This is a genomic window from Pseudomonas eucalypticola (assembly GCF_013374995.1).
GTDB classification, from domain to species: Bacteria; Pseudomonadota; Gammaproteobacteria; order Pseudomonadales; family Pseudomonadaceae; genus Aquipseudomonas; species Aquipseudomonas eucalypticola.
In genome coordinates, this window is record NZ_CP056030.1 from 3,421,733 (window position 1) to 3,440,264 (window position 18,532).

The 18,532-nt window shown below is 63.0% G+C and carries 16 protein-coding genes; 4 read left to right on the plus strand and 12 right to left on the minus strand.

Annotated features, from left to right (window positions below; genetic code table 11):
• Window positions 1–22 precede the first annotated feature (22 nt).
• The 7 genes from HWQ56_RS15245 to HWQ56_RS15275 form a co-directional block, all read right to left on the minus strand.
• Window positions 23–913, minus strand: coding sequence for a bestrophin family protein (locus HWQ56_RS15245; protein WP_158153346.1), 891 nt, complete (start codon window positions 911–913; stop codon window positions 23–25).
• 118 nt (window positions 914–1,031) lie between these two features.
• Window positions 1,032–1,817, minus strand: a complete 786-nt coding sequence (locus HWQ56_RS15250; RefSeq protein ID WP_158153347.1) for a sulfite exporter TauE/SafE family protein — start codon at window positions 1,815–1,817, stop codon at window positions 1,032–1,034.
• A 140-nt stretch (window positions 1,818–1,957) separates the two neighbouring features.
• Window positions 1,958–2,449, minus strand: coding sequence for a signal peptidase II (locus tag HWQ56_RS15255; RefSeq protein ID WP_176571041.1), 492 nt, complete (start codon window positions 2,447–2,449; stop codon window positions 1,958–1,960).
• A 99-nt stretch (window positions 2,450–2,548) separates the two neighbouring features.
• Window positions 2,549–3,835 (minus strand): MFS transporter, encoded by a 1,287-nt coding sequence (locus tag HWQ56_RS15260; protein ID WP_176571042.1) that lies wholly within the window; start codon window positions 3,833–3,835, stop codon window positions 2,549–2,551.
• Between the two features lie 24 nt (window positions 3,836–3,859).
• Window positions 3,860–4,252, minus strand: coding sequence for a tautomerase family protein (locus HWQ56_RS15265; protein WP_176571043.1), 393 nt, complete (start codon window positions 4,250–4,252; stop codon window positions 3,860–3,862).
• A 90-nt stretch (window positions 4,253–4,342) separates the two neighbouring features.
• Window positions 4,343–4,711 carry an SMI1/KNR4 family protein gene (locus HWQ56_RS15270; protein ID WP_158153351.1) on the minus strand — a complete coding sequence of 123 codons (369 nt, stop codon included), beginning with the start codon at window positions 4,709–4,711 and terminating at the stop codon, window positions 4,343–4,345.
• A gap of 61 nt (window positions 4,712–4,772) precedes the next feature.
• Window positions 4,773–5,990, minus strand: coding sequence for a sugar transporter (locus tag HWQ56_RS15275; protein ID WP_158153352.1), 1,218 nt, complete (start codon window positions 5,988–5,990; stop codon window positions 4,773–4,775).
• 514 nt (window positions 5,991–6,504) lie between these two features.
• On the opposite strand from HWQ56_RS15275, the gene HWQ56_RS15280 reads away from it, so the two are divergent.
• The 4 genes from HWQ56_RS15280 to HWQ56_RS15295 all read left to right on the plus strand — a co-directional run bounded on the left by HWQ56_RS15280 (window position 6,505) and on the right by HWQ56_RS15295 (window position 11,819).
• On the plus strand, window positions 6,505–7,314 hold the full coding sequence (locus HWQ56_RS15280; protein ID WP_176571044.1) for a gamma-glutamyl-gamma-aminobutyrate hydrolase family protein: 810 nt from the start codon (window positions 6,505–6,507) through the stop codon (window positions 7,312–7,314).
• Window positions 7,315–7,462: 148 nt separating this feature from the next.
• A complete protein-coding gene (locus tag HWQ56_RS15285) occupies window positions 7,463–8,521 on the plus strand; it encodes a tetratricopeptide repeat protein (RefSeq protein ID WP_158153354.1) in 1,059 nt (352 codons plus the stop codon).
• 104 nt (window positions 8,522–8,625) lie between these two features.
• Entirely contained in the window at window positions 8,626–10,107 is a 1,482-nt protein-coding gene (locus HWQ56_RS15290; protein WP_158153355.1) for an ATPase domain-containing protein, read from the plus strand.
• Window positions 10,104–11,819, plus strand: a complete 1,716-nt coding sequence (locus tag HWQ56_RS15295) for an ATP-binding protein (RefSeq protein ID WP_176571045.1) — start codon at window positions 10,104–10,106, stop codon at window positions 11,817–11,819. Before HWQ56_RS15290 ends, HWQ56_RS15295 begins: the two co-directional genes overlap by 4 nt.
• Before the next feature lie 57 nt (window positions 11,820–11,876).
• On the opposite strand, the gene HWQ56_RS15300 is transcribed toward HWQ56_RS15295, so the two are convergent.
• From HWQ56_RS15300 to HWQ56_RS15320, 5 genes are all read right to left on the minus strand, one after another.
• Window positions 11,877–12,254 carry a response regulator gene (locus HWQ56_RS15300; RefSeq protein ID WP_158153357.1) on the minus strand — a complete coding sequence of 126 codons (378 nt, stop codon included), beginning with the start codon at window positions 12,252–12,254 and terminating at the stop codon, window positions 11,877–11,879.
• 80 nt (window positions 12,255–12,334) lie between these two features.
• A complete protein-coding gene (locus tag HWQ56_RS15305) occupies window positions 12,335–13,516 on the minus strand; it encodes a hybrid sensor histidine kinase/response regulator (protein WP_158153358.1) in 1,182 nt (393 codons plus the stop codon).
• Window positions 13,510–14,094 carry a chemotaxis protein CheB gene (locus tag HWQ56_RS15310; RefSeq protein WP_158153359.1) on the minus strand — a complete coding sequence of 195 codons (585 nt, stop codon included), beginning with the start codon at window positions 14,092–14,094 and terminating at the stop codon, window positions 13,510–13,512. Before HWQ56_RS15310 ends, HWQ56_RS15305 begins: the two co-directional genes overlap by 7 nt.
• Window positions 14,091–14,912, minus strand: coding sequence for a CheR family methyltransferase (locus tag HWQ56_RS15315; RefSeq protein WP_176571046.1), 822 nt, complete (start codon window positions 14,910–14,912; stop codon window positions 14,091–14,093). The genes HWQ56_RS15310 and HWQ56_RS15315 overlap by 4 nt, the downstream gene beginning before the upstream one ends.
• Window positions 14,913–14,946: 34 nt before the next feature.
• Entirely contained in the window at window positions 14,947–18,435 is a 3,489-nt protein-coding gene (locus HWQ56_RS15320; RefSeq protein WP_176571047.1) for a response regulator, read from the minus strand.
• Window positions 18,436–18,532: the final 97 nt, after the last annotated feature.

Genomic DNA, 18,532 nt, shown 5'->3' on the forward strand with positions numbered 1-18,532 from the left:
GCCTCCCTGGCTACTGCCCCATTCAGTCGATCAACGCCGCATGCTGCGCCTCCCGCTGCATGGATTCGAGGTTCTTCTCGATGGTCCCGCAGATGGCATCCATCTGGATCTGGTGTTCACTGGGCTTGAACGGACTTTGCAGGTCGGTGCCGATGCGTTCGATGGCCAGCAGCATGAACCCCACCACCGTGGACGCCAGCGGTGTGTACCACTCCAGCGACTCCACCAAGCCCACCGGCACGATCAGGCAGAACAGCGAGATGAACAGGCGGGGAAAGTACACGTAGGGGTACGGCAGCGGCGTGTTGGCGATGCGCTCCAGGCCGCCCTGGCTGTTGGACAGGTCCACCAGGGTGGACTCCAGCCGCGCCAGGCGGATACTGTCCAGCCGCCCGGCCTTGTATTCGCGGGCCAGCAGGTTGGCCGAGCCATTGAGGATGTCATTGGCAAAGTTGTTGGAACGCCCGCGGCGTTCGAACTCCTCGGCGCGCACGAATGCCTGCAGCTCCACGGGGCACGGCGCGCCCTTGAGGCTGGCCGTCAGGCTGTAGACGTACGCCACCTGGCGGCGCAACAAGGTGGCCTTGACCGGGTTGGCGTCGCCGTTGGCGTCATCCACCAGGGTCAACACCTGGCGGCCGAAACTGCGCGAGCTGTTGACCACTGCGCCCCACAGTGTGCGGGCTTCCCACCAGCGGTTGTACGCACTGCTGTTGCGAAAGCTGATCAGCACCACCAGCGCCGACCCCAGCAGAGTCAGGGGCATCAGCGGCAGCGTGACCTTGCTGTTGAGGTAGAGCATGAAGTCCACCGTCACCAGGATGTCCCAGATCAATAACCAGAACAGCGACCAGCCGACGTACCCGAGGGTCTTGATCATCAACCGGTATTTCTTGCGGATGGCATCTTTCAAAAGGCGGGATCTCCGGGCTGCGTAACGTTCATTACACAGCTCGGACGCCCGGCGAAGGGCAAGGTTCGCCGGATACACATGTTGTTGCATCTTGGCGGGACGAGGCCCCGCCCAGGTCTCAGAAAGCCAGCTTGTAGCCAATGGCGAACAGCATGAACGCCAGGCAAGGCCGCAGCACCTTGTCGGGCACCCGCCCTGTCAGGTGACTGCCCAGGTAAATGCCTGGCAGTGAGCCCATCAGCAGGAACCCCAGCAACTCCCAGTTCATGTTGCCCATGCTGGCATGGCCAAGCCCGGCGACGAGGGTCAACGGCACCGCGTGGGCGATCTCCGTACCCACCAGGCGCCGAGTCGGCAGCAGCGGGTAGAGAATGAACAAGGCCACCGTACCCAGGGCGCCTGCGCCGATGGAGGTCAGGGCAACCATGGTGCCCAGGATCAGGCCGGTGACGACGGTGAGGACGTTCAGCCGGGTGCCGGTGAACAGCGACTTGTCACCACTGTTGCGGTGTGCGAAGGCCAACAGCTTGTGCTTGAACAGCACCGCGCCCGCCGTAAGCAGCAGCACCACGCCCAGGGCCTGGGTAATGATGGCGTTCAGGGCCTTGGGGTTGGTGTCGAAATTCTTCAGGAACCACAGGGTCACGGCCACCGCCGGAACACTGCCCAGCGTCAACCAGCCCGTCACACCCCAGTCGATGTTCTTGTTCTTGCGGTGCACCAGCACGCCACCGGACTTGGTGATGGCTGCGTACAACAGGTCGGTGCCTACCGCCGTGGCGGGGTTGATGCCGAACCAGAGCAGGATCGGCGTCATCAGGGAACCGCCCCCCACACCCGTCATGCCCACCACGAACCCGACGATCAGCCCCGCAACCACAAAACCGAAATTACCGACATCCATTGCTGAGCCTTAAATCACGCGCAAAAACTGGCGGGCAGCATAGCCGCTTCCGTTATGAATGTTTAGAACGATATAGACTATCGTTATAACCAAGCGGTTCGGTTCATTGCGGCGCTCAACGTTGCAAGACTTGCCTGACGCTAAGGGGCACGACGCAGCATGCCTGCGGCCAGGAAGAGCGCCCCGGCGGTAATGGCGATATCGGCCAGATTGAACACACCGGTGTGCAGCGAGCCAACGTTGAACACCATGTAGTCCACCACGTGCCCGTCACGGAACACCCGGTCGATCAGGTTACCCACCCCACCCAGCGCGATGGCGTACACCGCCATGGCCTGGCGGGTGGAACGGGCCCAGTTGCGCAGCGCCCAGTAGCCCGCCCAACCGACCACCACGGCCACGCCGAGGATGAAAATCAGTTGCTTGAGCCACGCCGGCAATGCCGCCCCCAGGCTCAGGAATGCTCCGGGGTTCAAGCTCAGTTCCAGCGCCAGGTTGACCGGGCTGCTGCCCAGGCGAAAGCTGTTCGCCTGCAGCACCGACAGGGCCAGCCATTTGACCAACTGGTCGGCCACCACGAACGCAGCCCCCCACAGCAAGGCCACTGTCCGGCCCTTGAAAAGCATGTACATCACCCACTCCCTGTTCTGACTGCGCACAATCGCCGGCGCGACGATAGCGCACGGCAGGTATCACGTCCATTTCCTGCGCGGCTTGCCCCCCCCACCCTGTCAGCCAGGCACCGCTGCCTTGCCGCGCAACACCGGGATGGACAAGGCAATCAGCGACGCCAACACGCACAGCAACCCCGCGACGAAAAACGCCGGCAGGTAGCTCGCCATCAGCGTGCGGGTCAAACCCGCGCCATAGGCGGCGAACGCCGCGCCCAACTGGTGGCCGGCGAACACCCAGCCGAAGACGATGTTGGCCCGCTCGCTGCCGAACGTCTGGGCCACCAGTTTGACGGTGGGCGGCACCGTGGCGATCCAGTCCAGGCCATACAGCACCGCGAAGAGCGAAAGCCCCCAGACGGTAAAGTCCGTGAACGGCAAAATCATCAGCGCCACGCCGCGCAGCCCGTAGTACCAGAACAGCAGCCAGCGGTTATCGAACCGGTCGGACAGCCACCCCGAGCCCACGGTGCCGAAGAAATCGCAGATGCCCATCATCGCCAGGATGCCCGCGGCGCTGGTGGCCACCAGGCCGTAGTCACCGCACAGGCTGATGAAGTGCGTCTGCACCAGGCCATTGGTGCTGGCGCCGCAGACGAAAAAGGTCAGGAACAGCACCCAGAACGTCCAACTGCCACTGACGTCTCGCAATACGCGCCAGGGGCTGGCCAGCATCGCCCACAGGCTCGCCTTGCCCGGTGCCGCGACGACCATGGCATCGCCGTAGGCCGCCAGGCCCAGGTCGGCCGGTCGGTCACGCAACAGCGCCAGTACCGCCCCCACGGCCACCGCCATGGCACCGCAGATGAGCCACAGCCCTGCCCGCCAGCCATGATGCTCGGTGAGGGACGCCAGCAGTGGCATGAACACCAGCTGCCCGGTGGCCGTGCTGGCCGACAGCAAGCCGACCACCAGGCCGCGGCGCTTGGAAAACCAGCGCGTGGCCACGGTGGCGCCCAGCACCATGGCCGTCAGCCCGGTGCCAACACCCACCACCACGCCCCACAGCAACACCAGTTGCCAGAACTGGTTCATGAACATCGAGCCCAGCAAGCCGCCCAGCACCACGGCCAATGCCGTCAGTACCACCCGGCGCAAGCCGAAGTGGTTCATGAAGGCCGCGGCGAAGGGGCCCATCAACCCATACAAGGCGAACCGCACGGCCAACGCCGAAGAGATCTGCGCGCTGCTCCAGCCGAACTCGCGTTCCAGGGGCACGATGAACACGCCCGGCGCCCCCATGGCGCCCGCCATCACCAACATGGTCAAAAAGGTCGTGCCCGCCACGACCCAGCCGTAATGGACGTTGCGCGGGGCCAGGCGGCTGGCGACAAGGTTGGACAGCATGGTTCGCTCCTTCCGTGGTCTGAGTCAGGCCTTGGGCACGTACTGCATATCACCCTGGCCGAACGACCAGTCCTCCCGGTTGACCTCCACCAGGCTGATCCACACGTCTTCCATCGGCACCCCGGTTCGCTCATGAATGCCGCTGGCCACCGCCTGGTAGAACGCCCGCTTGACGTCCACGCTGCGGCCGCTGTTCCAGGTCACCTGGATAAACACGATGCGAGGGCTGTACTGAATACCCAGGTAGCCTTCGGCGGGGTACACCAACTCGTCGCTGGCATGACGGTTGATGATCTGGAACCGGTCATTGGCCGGTACGTTGGCCGTCTGAATCATCGCTTCGTAGATGACGTCGCTGATGGCCTTGATGGTTTCAGCTGGCGTGTCCTGGGCAACATCGATACGCACGAGGGGCATGGCGGCTTTCCTGTTGTTGTAAAAATAGATTATGGACAACCTTTATTCAATCAACTTTTTACAACATGTTACGCCGCCCGGCAAGCGTCCTTATTCAGCGGCCTGGCAAACCTGTTCATGCCAGACCTTGAAACTGGACCAGCGCGGCTGCGGCGGCCCCTCCTGCGACCAGTACAGCACCTGGCCACGGGCATTGACGCAGAAGTAATCGCCGTTGTCTTCGATGAAGGGCAGCAGGTCGCGGGGCACGCCCTGGCGCTTCCAGGCCGTGTGGGCCATGTCGATCAGGTCCAGGTCGGCGGAGCCGGGGAGCACCACGGCAGGTTCGAAGTGAGCGTCGGCGACATCGCTGCCGCCCTTGAGGAAGGCCCGGTAGGCCTCGGGGAAGTCCATGCCCAGGCGCTGCTCGGCAGCGTCTATCTCGGCATCGGTGGGAACACGAAAAGGGTCGTGACGCATCGGGCGGTGTCCTCAGGCAAGCATGCATGAGGACACTAAAGCACGAATCCTGGCGGGGTGCTCAGGCTTCCTGGGTGCGCTCGCGGCCCGTAGGCTCGTTCGCGGCCACCTGGGGCTGGCCGTAACGGTGGGTGAGGATGCCGCACCACACCAGCCCGGCCAGCGCCAGTACACCGCCCACCACACCGACATTGGCCACGCCCATGTGGCTGCTGACCACGCTGCCCAGCAGTGCGCCACCGCCGATGCCAACGTTATAGATGCCCGAGTGCAGCGCCATGGCCACGTCCGTGGCGTCTGGCGCCAGCGACAGCACCTTGGCCTGCAGGATCAGGCCGAAGCACATGATAGACATGCCCCATACCACGCTCATGCTGCCCAGCCCGGCCGCATGGCCCGCCAGCGGCAGCAACAGCGCCAGGCACAGGGCCAAGGCGCCGATGGAGGCAATCAGCAAGCCACGCGGAAAGCGGTTGTTGAACAGGCTGAAGACGATCGAGCCGATGATGCCGGCGCCGCCGAACAGCAACAACAGCACCGTGGTCATCTCCCCGCTCAGGTGCGCGACGCTCTGGGCAAAGGGTTCGATGTAGCTGTAGGCAGTGAACTGCGCGGTTACCACCACGGCAGTGAGCAGGTACAGGGACATCAGCGCCGGGCGCTTGAACAGCACCGGCAGGCTCTGCAGGCTGCCGGAGTTCTGGCTGGGCAGCAACGGTAGCGAACGGGCCAGGCCCAGCACGGTCACGGCCGAGACACCAGCAATGGCCAGGAAGGTCGAGCGCCAGCCCAGCCACTCCCCTACCACGCGGCCCAGTGGAATACCCAGTACCATGGCCAGCGACGTACCCGTGGCCAGCAGCCCCAAGGCCTGCACCTGCTTGCCGGCAGGCGCCACGCGCACCGCCAGCGACGCGGTTACCGACCAGAACACTGCGTGGGCCACGGCGATACCGATACGGCTGACCAGCAGGATGCCGAAGCTGGGCGCCAGGCCTGACAGCACGTGGCTGGCAATGAACAGGCCGAAGACGAACATCAGCAACTTGCGCCGCTCGATATTGCGCGTCAGCAACATCATCGGCAGCGACGTCAGCGATACCACCCAGGCATACACGGTCAGCATCAGGCCAACCTGCGCGGGGGTCATCTGGAAGCTGCCGCCGATGGCACTGAGCAACCCCACCGGTACGAATTCGGTGGTGTTGAAGATGAAGGCGGCCAGCGCCAGGGCGATCACGCTCAGCCAGCTGCCGTTGCGGGTATCGGTGATATTCATGAAGTGCCGTCATTGCCTCTTCTGGATAAAGGCCGCGCCCCTTGAAAAATCCACGCAAAAACGCCCTGCCCGGGGCATGGATGGCCCGGGCAGAGCGTTCAGTCGGATTTTTATGGGTATAGGGGGTAAAGCCAGATAGCGCGGATTCTACGCCTCGGCCGGGGCGCGTACAACGAGTTAGAGCGATGGGTGACGATTGGTTGCGAGGGTTTATTATTATGGACGGCTAAATGTTCGGAATTTACGACGGTTATTGGGTGCGTTCCTTGATGAAGTCGATAGCGCGGGAAAGGCGGACGACCACAAACACCACCCTATCTAAGAATATTTTGCACACTCAACCGCGAAAGTGTTTGACATAATAAACAGCTCTGGCAGGCTATCCCCCAGGTTACCGACCGGCATCGCTCCTTCGCGCCATGACCGGCAGTGCTCGGAACCTCAGGTAGCGCCTGCCAACTGGAACGGCGCGCCTGCACAAAAACGATAGGCCGTGCCTGTCCCAAGGTGATATATGTCCAACAGCAACATTGGCAATAACAAACAAAAATTCCGCAAACCCGTCGTCCTCATGTCCATGGGTGCCCAGGAACGCAAAGGGCACGACTACCAGGTCATGACGCACAAATACATCATTCCCCTGGTCGAACACGCTGGCTGCGTGCCGGTGCTGGTGCCGACCTGCTGTGGCACCGAGGATCTGGAGCAATACCTGGACATGGCCGATGGCGTGTACCTGACCGGCGCCGGCAGCAACATCGACCCAGCCCTCTATGGCCAGGACAACCAGACCCCCGGCAAAGGCCAGGACCGCGACCGCGACCTGTTCGACCTGCCCCTGGTGCGTGCGGCCATCGCCCGCGGGCTGCCGATTTTCGGCGTGTGCCGCGGCATGCAGGAGATCAACGTGGCCCTGGGTGGTGACCTGTATCAGAAGGTGTATGCCGAGCCCGGCTTCAACGACCACCGGGAGAACCCGGATGACCCGGTGCACGTGCAATATGCGCCCGCCCACAGTGTCCAGGTCGCCGCCAACAGCTGGCTGCGCACCCTGCTGGGCAGCGACTCGATCCAGGTCAATTCGCTGCACGGCCAGGGCCTGAAAACCCTGGGCAAGGGCCTGGAAGCCATTGCCCGCGCCGAAGACGGGCTGGTGGAAGCCATCCATGGCCCCAGCCTGTCGCCTTTCCTGTTCGCGGTGCAGTGGCACCCGGAATGGCAAGCCGCGCAGAACCCTGACTCGGTGAAAATCTTCGAAGCCTTCGGCCAGGCCTGCCGTCGCCAGGTACAGAAAAAGGCGAGCGCCTACAACAGCGCCGCCTGAGCCCGAGGGGCCTGCCCGCGGCACGTGAGTATGAAAACATTTCGTACAGAGCCTGGCGCAGGCAGGCCCTGCACCGACGTTTGACTCCACCCCTCGCCTGCCCCAAGCTGACCGTCCCTGCAAAAGCCGCCGCGCTTCGGACTGGTCAATGCCCAAGCTTGTTCGCCCCCTGTTGCTGTCCGCCCTGCTCATCGTTGCACTGGGTGTCGCCTGGCACCTGCTGCGTCCGGCCCCCACGCCGGTATCGCCGGCACTGCGCCACAGTTATTCCAAAGCCCTGGACCTGGCGCACAACGGCAAGCCCGGCGCGGCGCGGGTGCTGTACCAGCAACTGGCGCGCACCGATCTATCCCCCGTGCGGCGCATCAGCCTGTTGGCCGAACTCCCTAACTACCCCAGCCCTCAGGCGTTGAAACTGGTCACAGCTGACCTCAAGGACGACCAGAACCTGCTGGTGCGCCACGGCGCCATCGACGCCGTCAGCCGCCTGGTGCCCGACGCCCAGCGCAGCCTGTTGCTGGGCCCGCTGCTGGATGACGACGACCAGGATATCCGCTTTCATGTGGCCCGCAGCTTGCTGGGCCTGTCCCCTGACGATCTGGGCCTGTACTTCGCCCGGCTCAATGCCGTGCTGGACGACTACGTGCAAGCACTGATCAGTGCCCCGGATGACGCCGACGGCCAACTGGAACTGGCGAAGATCTACCTGTACAACGACGATTACACCCAGGCCCTGGCGACGCTCAAGCGCGCCCACGAACGGGTACCGGGCGACCTTGAAACCGTGGCGGTGCAGGTCCGGGTGCTGGAAAAACAGGGCCAGAACGATGCATCCCGACAGCTGTTGGCCGAGCAGTTGGTGGCGCACCCTGACTCAGCCCTGCTGCAGCACGAACTGGGCCAATGGCTGATCCGCCATGGCCAGGGCGAGTACGCCCTGCTGGCGTTGGCGCGGGCATCGGAACTGGAGCCGGACAACAGCGACTACCGCTACAGCCTGGCGGTCACCCTGCACCAGATGGACCAGGTGGAAGCCGCCCAGCGCCAGCTGGATGAAATACTTCGCCGCCAGCCCGCCGACCGCAAGGCGCGGGTATTGCTGATCGAGTACTGGAAGCAGACCGGGCAACTTCAAAACGTGCAGGTGCTGCTGGCCGAGCTTGAGCAGCAGAACCCGGACGACCCGGCGCTGCAGCAAGGGCTATGACACGGGAGTGAACTGAGCTGCCCCCCCCGCTGTCCAGTGTAAGTGCATCGCCCCTTGGCAAGGGCCTTGCGCGAACGCCATCGTGACGCGAGGAGCCCCGCTTGATGAAACCGAAAGCCTCCACCGGCATCACCGGCCTGGATGACATTCTCAATGGCGGCCTCAGCCGCAGCCACATTTTCCTGCTGGAGGGCCAACCGGGCGCAGGCAAGACCACGGTAGCCCTGCAGTTTCTGCTCGATGGTGCCGCCCAGGGCGAGCGCTGCCTGTACATCACACTGTCGGAAACCGAGCGTGAACTGCGTGAAGGCGCCCTGTCCCATGGTTGGGAACTGGACCCGCACATCGAGGTGTTCGAGCTGACACCGCCAGAAATGATCCTTGATGCCCAGCAGCAACAGAGCCTGCTCTACAGCAGCGACCTGGAACTGGGCGAGGCCACGCGGCAGATCTTCGACGTGGTGGAACGCATCAAACCTGACCGCGTGGTACTCGACAGTCTCTCGGAAGTGCGCTTGCTGGCCCAGAGCTCGCTGCGTTACCGCCGGCAGATCCTGGCCATCAAGCACTACTTCGCGCGCTTCAATGCCACCGTGGTGCTGTTGGACGACATGACCAGCGAGCCGCTGGACAAGACCCTGCACAGCATTGCCCACGGGGTGATCCGCCTGGAAGAGATGGCGCCCGACTATGGCGCCGAACGCCGCCGCTTGCGCATCATGAAATACCGCGGGCAGAAGTACCGGGGTGGCTACCATGATTTCACGATCCACCAGAGCGGTATCCAGGTGTTCCCACGCCTGGTGGCAGCCGAACACCGCGCCCATTACGAACGCACCCCTTTGAGCAGCGGCATCGCCCCCCTCGATGCGCTGCTGGGGGGCGGCGTCGAAAATGGTTCCAGCACCCTGATACTGGGCCCGGCGGGTACCGGCAAATCGCTGATCGCCATGGTCTTCGCCGCAGCCGCCGTGGCCCGTGGCGAAAAGGTGGCGCTGTTCATCTTCGACGAAGAACTGGGCCTGCTGTTCGAGCGCATGAAGTACCTGGGCATCGATCTGGACGCGATGCAGCGCGGCGGCAACATGATTATCGAACAGGTGGATGCGGCCGAACTGTCCCCCGGCGAGTTCGCCCACCGTGTACGCAGCAAGGTCGACGAGAATGCGATCAAGACCGTGGTCATCGACAGCATCAATGGCTACCAGGCAGCGATGATGGGCGAAGGCTCGCCCGTGCTGCACATTCACGAACTGCTGCTGTTCCTCAACCGGCGCGGCGCCGCGACGTTCATGACAGTCGCCCAGCAGGGCTTGGTCGGCGACATGAAGGCCCCCGTGGACCTGACGTACCTGGCCGATACCGTTATCCTGTTGCGTTATTTCGAAGCCGTCGGCCAAGTGCGCCGGGCAATGTCAGTGATCAAGAAACGCTATGGCGGGCACGAGTCCACCATCCGCGAATACAAGATAGGCAACCAGGGCATGGCCGTCGGCGAACCACTGTATGACTTCCAGGGCGTGCTGCGCGGTGTGCCCACTTACGTCGGTGAAAGCAACCCGCTGCTCAAGGACCCGCAACCGTGATTCATGCCGCCACCGCACCGGAGCGTATCGTGGTCCTGGCCCCCTTGGGCCGTGACAGCCAGGTGGCGATCGCCCTCCTCGGCGAAGCCGGTTATCAAGGCGTGGCCGCCCACGACCTGGACGCATTGTGCGACTACTTGCAAGCTGGAGCAGGCATGGCAGTGATCGCCGAAGAGGCGTTCAACGGGGCCGACATGACCCCGCTGGTGGCGTTCCTGGAACAACAGCCGGCATGGTCCGACCTGCCCATCGTGCTCATCACCCACCATGGCGGCCCGGACCACCCGCCGTCCATGCGCCTGGGCAAACAGCTGGGCAATGTCACGTTCCTCGAACGCCCCTTCCACCCCGCGGCCCTCGTGAGCCTGGTCAGTACCGCCATTCGGGGGCGGCGCCGTCAATATGAGGCCCGTGACCGCCTGCACGACCTCAGTGAAAGCCGGCAACGCCTGCAGAGCGCGCTGGACGCCGGACGTGAGGGCGAGGAGCGCCTGCGCCAGCTCAATGAAACCCTGGAGCAACAAGTGCAGGAACGCACCGCCCAGGTGTTGCAGAATGAGGAAGCGCTGCGCCAATCACAGAAGATGGAAGCCGTGGGGCAACTGACTGGGGGTATCGCCCACGACTTCAACAATATGCTCACTGGCATCATCGGCAGCCTCGAACTGATGCGCCGGCGCTTGTCACGGGGCAAAACGCAAGACCTGGATAACCTCATCGACCTGGGGATCACCTCCGCCAACCGTGCGGCGGGCCTGACCCACCGCCTGCTGGCGTTCTCCCGCCGCCAGTCACTGGACTCGCAGCCCGTGGAAATGAACCGCCTGGTGCTGGCCATGGACGAGCTGCTGCAGCGCAGCCTCGATGAAAGCATTCGCCTGGACATGCACCTGGACCCTGCCCTATGGGTGGCAGAAGCCGACCCTCACCAACTGGAAAGTGCCCTGCTCAACCTGGTGATCAACGCCCGGGACGCCATGCCCAATGGCGGCGACCTGGTGGTGGAGACCAGCAACCACACCCTGGACGAAACCTTTACCCAACAGCAGGGGACGCTGGCGGTGGGCGACTACGTACGCTTGAGCGTGCGCGACAATGGCTGTGGCATGCCGCAGAGTGTGATCAACCGGGCATTCGATCCCTTCTTCACCACCAAGCCCATCGGCCAGGGCACCGGCCTGGGGCTGTCGATGATCTATGGGTTCAGCAAGCAGTCGCGCGGCCATGTGGCCATCGAAAGCCAGATCGGCAAAGGCACTACGGTCAATCTTTACCTGCCACGTTTCAAGGGTGACACGCCGGCGATTTCGCCGCAGGCCGTGGAGGAAGCGCACCGCGCCCGCAGTGGCGAGACCGTGCTGGTGGTGGAAGACGACAGCGCGGTGCGGCTGTTGGTGTGCGAGGTATTGCGCGAACTGGGCTACGCCTACATCGAGGCCGCCGAAGCCAGTGGTGCGCTGCCGGTGCTGAACTCACCTCAGCGCATCGACCTGCTGGTCAGTGACGTCGGCCTGCCCGGCGGCATGAATGGTCGCCAATTGGCAGAAATCGGCCGTCAACTGCGCCCTGGCCTCAAGGTACTGTTCGTCACCGGGTACGCCGAGCACGCGGCCGTGCGGGGCGGCTTCCTGGACACCGGCATGCAGATGATCACCAAGCCCTTCACCTTTGACCGGTTGACGGCCAAAGTGCGGGAGATGATCGAAAACTGAGCCAGGCGTGGTAATGGCCGCCCAAAGACCGCGTTCATCCACCCCACCCGCGGTGGGCTAGACCAGCAACTGCTGGATCTTTTCCCCGAGGGTGTCCAGGTCGAACGGCTTGGCCAGGATCGGCGCCTTGCGGGTGATGGGGCTGTCGCAGTCGACGATTTCCTGGGGGTAGCCGCTGATGAAAATCACCTTCAGCTCGGGCCGCAACTTTACCGCGGGCTCGGCGATCTGCACCCCGGAAATGCCTTTGGGCAAGCGATAGTCAGTGACCATCAGGTCCAGGTGCGGCTTGCGCGCCAGGATCTCGAATGCTTCCTCGCCGTCCTTCGCTTCGAGCACGTGGTAACCCTCACCGCGCAAATAATCGGACAACACCATCAAAATCGAGGGCTCGTCCTCGACGATGAGGACTACGTCTTGTGCATCTTCACTCATGGTAACGCCTATGTACTGTCGGGTTGGCTGCCTATGTGACCCTGGCCGCCGGTAGAGGTTGCGTGCCGTTGGGAACATTCCTACAACGGCAGGCTCACGATAAACGTCGAACCTTCGCCCAGCGCGCTCTGCACCGTGATCGAGCCGCCGTGAGCCACCACGATCTGTTCGGAAATGAACAGCCCCAGGCCCAGCCCGGCCACTACGTGGGTCGCGGAGACGCGCTCGAACTGCTGGAAAATGCGTGCCTGGTTTTCCTTGCTGATACCGATGCCATGGTCACGCACCTCGACCCGCGCCGTGCCCTTGTGGGCATACACGCTGACCTCGATGGGGCCACGGCCGCCGTAGCGCAGGGCATTGGACACCAGGTTGGCAACCACCTGTTCGATACGGAACTCATCCCAGGTGCCCACCACCGGTTCACTGGCGTGCAGGCTGAGCGTGCACTCGGCGGCGGCCACCTGGGGGGCGAAGTTGTCCAGCAAATTGCCGACCAGGTTCACCAGGTCGAATTCGCTGGGGCGAATGGACAGCTTGCCGGTGCGAATGCGCGACACGTCCAGCATGTCTTCGATCAGGCGAATCAGGCTCTGGATTTGCCGCTCGTCACGCTCGACCATGCCGCGCATCTTGTCCAGGGTGAAGGCGTCGGCGTTGTCGCGGGCCAGGTGCAGCTTGCGCAACTGGGTTTCCAGGATCAGGCCATTGAGGGGCGTGCGCACCTCGTGGGAGACGATGGACATGAAGTCATCACGCATGCGCACCGCGTGTTCCAGCTCGTTCTGGGTGGCTTGCAGTTTTTTCAGCAGCAGTTCCTGCTCCTGGCGGCTGCGCTCCAGGGCTTCGAGCTGCTCCTTGAGCGCCTTGCGCTGGCAATACAGGTCGACGAACACGTTGACCTTGCTCTTCACCGCATGAATTTCCAGGGGCTTGTGCAGGAAGTCCACCGCCCCGCTTTCATAGCCCTTGAAGGCGTAGTTCATCTCGCGCCCGGCGGCGCTGACGAACACGATGGGAATGCTCTTGGTCTTTTCCGTGCCGCGCATCATCTCGGCCAGTTCGAAACCGTTCATGCCCGGCATCTGCACATCGAGAATGGCCAGGGCAAATTCGTGTTGCAGCAGCAGCGACAAGGCTTCATCGGCCGAGAGTGCCTTGTGCACCTCGCGGTCATCGGCCTTGATCAGCGCTTCCAGGGCCAGAAGATTTTCCGGCAAGTCGTCAACGATCAGCAATTTGGCTTTTATGGGGCTTAGCATGCGCTTCGTTCCAGCGTGGCGAGCAATGAGCCTATGCCATTCAATGGGAGGATATGGTCGGGCCGGCGCAAGCGCAGTGCTGCCTGGGGCATGACTGCCACGCGCGCCTCGGCCGGGTCCTGGACGATGGTCAGACCACCGCGTTCGCCAATCGTTGCCAGGCCCCGTGCACCATCTTCGTTGGCACCGGTGAGCAACACCCCCACCAGGTGCGGGCCGTAGGCATCGGCGGCCGATTCGAAGAGGATGTCGATGGAGGGGCGCGAGTAATGCACCCGCTCTTCCTGGCTCAGCGACAGGCTGCGGTCCTGCTCCACCGACAGGTGATACCCCGGGCCCGCGAAATAGAACATCCCTGGTTGTATGTCTTCCTTGTCCACGGCCTCCTTGGCCGGGCGGTGCATTCGCCGCGCGAACACCTCGGCCAATTGGCTATGGCGGTCATCTGGCAGGTGCAGCACCGTGAGCACCGGCAGCGCGAAGCTGGCCGGCAGCATGCCGTACACACGCAGCAGGGCCTCGACCCCGCCCGCCGACGCCCCCACTACCACTGCCGAGTAACCTGCCCGAGGGTTCATGTCTTGCGATAGATCCGCTCAGGTTTGGCCAGGGCCTCGAAACGGCCGCTGTAGGCGGAGAAGTCCAGGGTTTCCTTGCTGCCCAGCACCAGAAAGCCGCGGTGGCACAGGGACTCGTGAAACAGCCCGAAGGCCCGGTCCTGGAGCTTTTTGTTGAAATAGATCAGCACATTGCGGCACGAAACCAACTGGGTTTCGGAAAACACGCTGTCGGTGGCCAGGCTGTGGTCGGCGAAGGTCACGTTCTCGCGCAGGCTGCTGTCGAAGATCGCGTTACCATAGGCGGCCGTGTAGTAATTGGAAAACGCTTCACAGCCACCGGCACGCTGGTAGTTCTCGGTGTACGTGCGCACGCTCTCCATCGAGTAGATGCCCTGCTTGGCTTTCTCCAGCGACTGCGGGTTGATGTCCGTGGCGTAGATGATGGTGCGGTCCAGCAGGCCCTCCTCGCGCAGCAGGATGGCCATGGAGTACACCTCCTCGCCCGTGCTGCACCCGGCGATCCACACCTTGATGGACGGGTACGTGCGCAACAACGGCACAACTTCGCGGCGGATGACCAGGAAATGCTCGGGGTCGCGAAACATCTCGCTAACCGGAATCGTCAGGTACTGGAGCAGCTGCATGAACGTGGTGGGGTCATGCAGCACCCGCTCCTGCAACGCCGAAATGGTGTTGCAGTCCAGTTGTCGCAGGGCATGGTTGATCCGGCGCTTGATGGACGCACCGGAGTAATCGCGGAAATCGTAGCTGTACTTGAGGTAGATGGCCTCGATCAGCAGACGGATCTCGATATCGGTATTGCGCTCCACCGTCATGAACGGCAGCCCGAGGTAATGACGCTGTACGGCACTAAATGCGCTCCAACTGTGGCAACCACACGCGTATCAGGGAAAACAGCCGATCCAGGTCGATGGGCTTGGCCAGGTAATCGTTGGCGCCGGCCTGCAGGCAGCGCTCCTGATCGTCCTTCATGGCCTTGGCGGTGACGGCGATGATCGGCAGCTTGCGCCAGCGCGTGTCCTTGCGGATCTCGCGGGTGGCTTCGTAACCGTCCATTTCCGGCATCATCACGTCCATCAGCACCAGGTCGATGTCGTCCACCTGATTGAGTTTGTCGATGGCCTCGCGGCCGTTGCGACCGATTTCAACGATCGCGCCCTTGTGCTCCAGGGCACTGGTGAGGGCGAAGATATTGCGCACATCGTCGTCCACCACCAGAATCTTGCGCCCCTCGAAGACCTTGTCGCGGCTGCGCGCGGTCTTGAGCATCTTCTGCCTTTCCTGAGACAACTGGGATTCGACTTTGTGCAGAAACAGCGTCACTTCGTCCAGCAGCCGCTCGGGCGAGCGCGCGCCCTTGATGATGATCGAGCGCGAATACTTGAGCAGCTCGGCCTCTTCGTCCCGGGTCAGGTTGCGGCCGGTGTAGACGATCACCGGCGGGAATGCGCAGATTTCCTCGGTGGACATGCGCTTGAGCAGGTCATTGCCGAGCATGTCCGGCAGCTTGAGGTCAATGATCATGCAGTCGTAGACGTGCTCGCGCAGCAGGTCCAGGGCGTCCTGGGCCAGGCCCACGGCAGTGATCTCGATGTCCTCATCGCCAATCAGGCGCGCGATGCTCTCGCGCTGCAGGTCGTCGTCTTCCACCAGCAGGATGCGCTTGAGCTTCTGCGTGAGCTTGGCTTCCAGGCGGGCGAACACCGTCTTGAGTTCGTCGCGGGTCGTGGGTTTCACCGCGTAGCCGACAGCGCCCATGTGCATGGCCGCTTCGACGCGGTCTTCCACGGAAATCACGTGTACCGGGATGTGCCGGGTAGCCGGCAGTTCCTTCAGGCGTTGCAGCACGGTCAGGCCGGAGTGGTCGGGCAGGCGCATGTCCAGCAAGATGGCATCGGGCACGAACTGCGCCGCCAGGTTGAAGCCCTCGTCGGCGCCGTGGGCCACCAGGCAGTGGTAGTTCAGCTCGTGGGCCAGGTCATAGAGAATGCGGGCGAAGTTCGGCTCGTCCTCGATCACCAGGATACAACGACGCTCGAATGGGCCCTTGTCGCGGTCATCAGGGAAACGCGCGATGGTCACTTCGGGCACCACCACGTGCGCAGGCTCGTTGGCGGTGGTCGCCGGGGCCTGAATCACCGTGGGCGCCGGGTGCACCTCGGTGCGTTCCAGGGCTTCGTAATGCTGGGGCAGGATCAAGGTGAACTCACTGCCCTTGCCCAGGGTGCTGCTGACGCTGATGTAGCCGCCCAGCAGGTTGGCCAGGTCACGGGAAATCGACAGGCCCAGGCCGGTGCCGCCGTAACGGCGGTTGGTGGTGCCATCGGCCTGGCGGAAGGCTTCGAAGATGGCCTGCTGCTGGTCCACCGCCACGCCGATGCCGGTGTCACGCACATGGAAGGCAATACCATTGTCCGGCTGCGGCGCGACGATCAGGGTCACTTGGCCCTTTTCGGTGAATTTCAGTGCGTTGGACAACAGGTTCTTGAGGATCTGCTCGACCCGCTGACGGTCGGTGAACAGATGCGCCGGCGTGCCGTCGAGCAATTCGACGGTGAACGTCAGCTGCTTGTCGGCAGCCAGGGGCTCGAACAGGGTGCGCAGGCCGTCCACCAGGCGCGCGGTGCTGGTGTTTTCAGGGCGCACATCCAGTTTGCCGGCCTCGACCTTGGAAATATCGAGGATGTCGTTGATCAGGTTGAGCAGGTCGTTGCCGGCGGAATAGATCGACTCGGCGAACTTGACCTGCTCGCTGGTGAGGTTTTCCTCGGCGTTCTCGGCCAGCAGCTTGGCCAGGATCAGCGAGCTGTTGAGGGGCGTACGCAGCTCGTGGGACATGTTGGCCAGGAACTCGGACTTGTACTTGCTGGAGCGCTGCAACTCTTCGGCGCGCTCTTCCAGCTCCACCTGGGCCCGGTTGAGTTCCAGGTTCTTCAGGTCCAGGGCATCGCGTTGTTCAGCCAGGGCGTCGGTGCGCTCGGCCAGTTGTTCGTTGGTCTGCTCCAGTTCCGCCTGCTGGGTTTCCAGGTGCGCCTGGGACTCCTTGAGCACCCGTGACTGTTCTTCCAGTTCTTCGTTGGCGGTCTTGAGTTCTTCCTGCTGCACCTGCAGTTCTTCGTTGAGCTGCTGGGTCTCGGCCAACACTTCCTGCAGGCGCTGACGGTAGCGGGCCGCCTCGATGGAGGTGCCCATGTTGCTGGCCAGCAACTCAAGCAACTCGACGTCGCGGTCACTCAAGGGGCGCAGGAAGCCCAACTCCACCACGCCATTGATGCCATCGTCGTTGTGGGTCGGCATGATCAGCACGCTGTGGGGCAGGCCCTCGCCCAGGCCCGAGGCGAACTTGAAGTAGTCATGGGGTACGTTGTCCAGGCGCATCAGGCGCCCGGTCTGGGCGGCCTGGCCGATCACGCCTTCGCCGTTGATGATGATCTGGTCCTGGTTCTCCTGCTCGCGCGAGAAACCGTAGGTGGCCACGCGGCGCAAGCTGCCGTGTTCTTCGCGCACATACACCGCCGCGACCACACTGCCCAGGTAGGCGGCGAAGAACTGCAGCATGTTGCGGCCCAGCATCTGCAGGGTCAGCTGGCCCAGCACCTGCTCGGCCAGCTGCGTTTGCCCGGTGCGCAGCCAGGCCTGGCCTTCCAGGCGTTCAGCGCTGCGGCGCTGGGCGTCGAGGTTGTCGCCATAGGTCGTGGACAGGCTGACCATGTCCCGGCGGCCAAAGTACGCCAACGCACCGCTGATCAGCACCAGAAAGAGGATGTACAGGGTCACCGACAGCGTGATGGTATGGCTGACGTCTTCACTGCGCTGAATGCGTAGCTGGTGCTCCATGGCGATGAAGTCATCGAACTCCCCGCGGATGGCATCGGTGAGGCGCTTGCCCCGGCCGGTCTGCACCACCGACGAATAATCGCCGGAGGTGCGTTTCATGTCGATCATGGCCTGGGAGTAGGCCATCCACTCTTTCTGCAGGGCCATGATCCGCGTCAGGCGGTCAACCTGAGTATTATTGTCAGCCACCAGCTGCTGCAAGGCCGGCACTTCGGCGGCCAGGCGCGGCTTGGCCAGCTCGAAAGGGTCCAGGTAGTCTTCCTTGCCGCTGAGCAGGTAACCGCGCATGCCGGTTTCCATGTCGATGGCCAGCTTGGAGACTTCATTGGCGTTGTTGATGACCCGGTCGGTGTGCTCGACCCAGTCAATGGTATTCATCAGGTAGCCGATGATGCCGACGAACACCACGCCGCTGAGCAGGCCCACGCCCAGGGGCAGGCTGACGTTGCGGGTCAGCAGCTTGCGGAAACTCTGCTCATCGATGTTGGTGGGTTTGCTCATGTCCATGCGCCCCGGAATGGTGGTAAATCGGCAGATTTTGCCGGAAATCCATGTAAAAGATCCAAGTTTTCCCATTCATTCTGAAGAAAATTCTTAT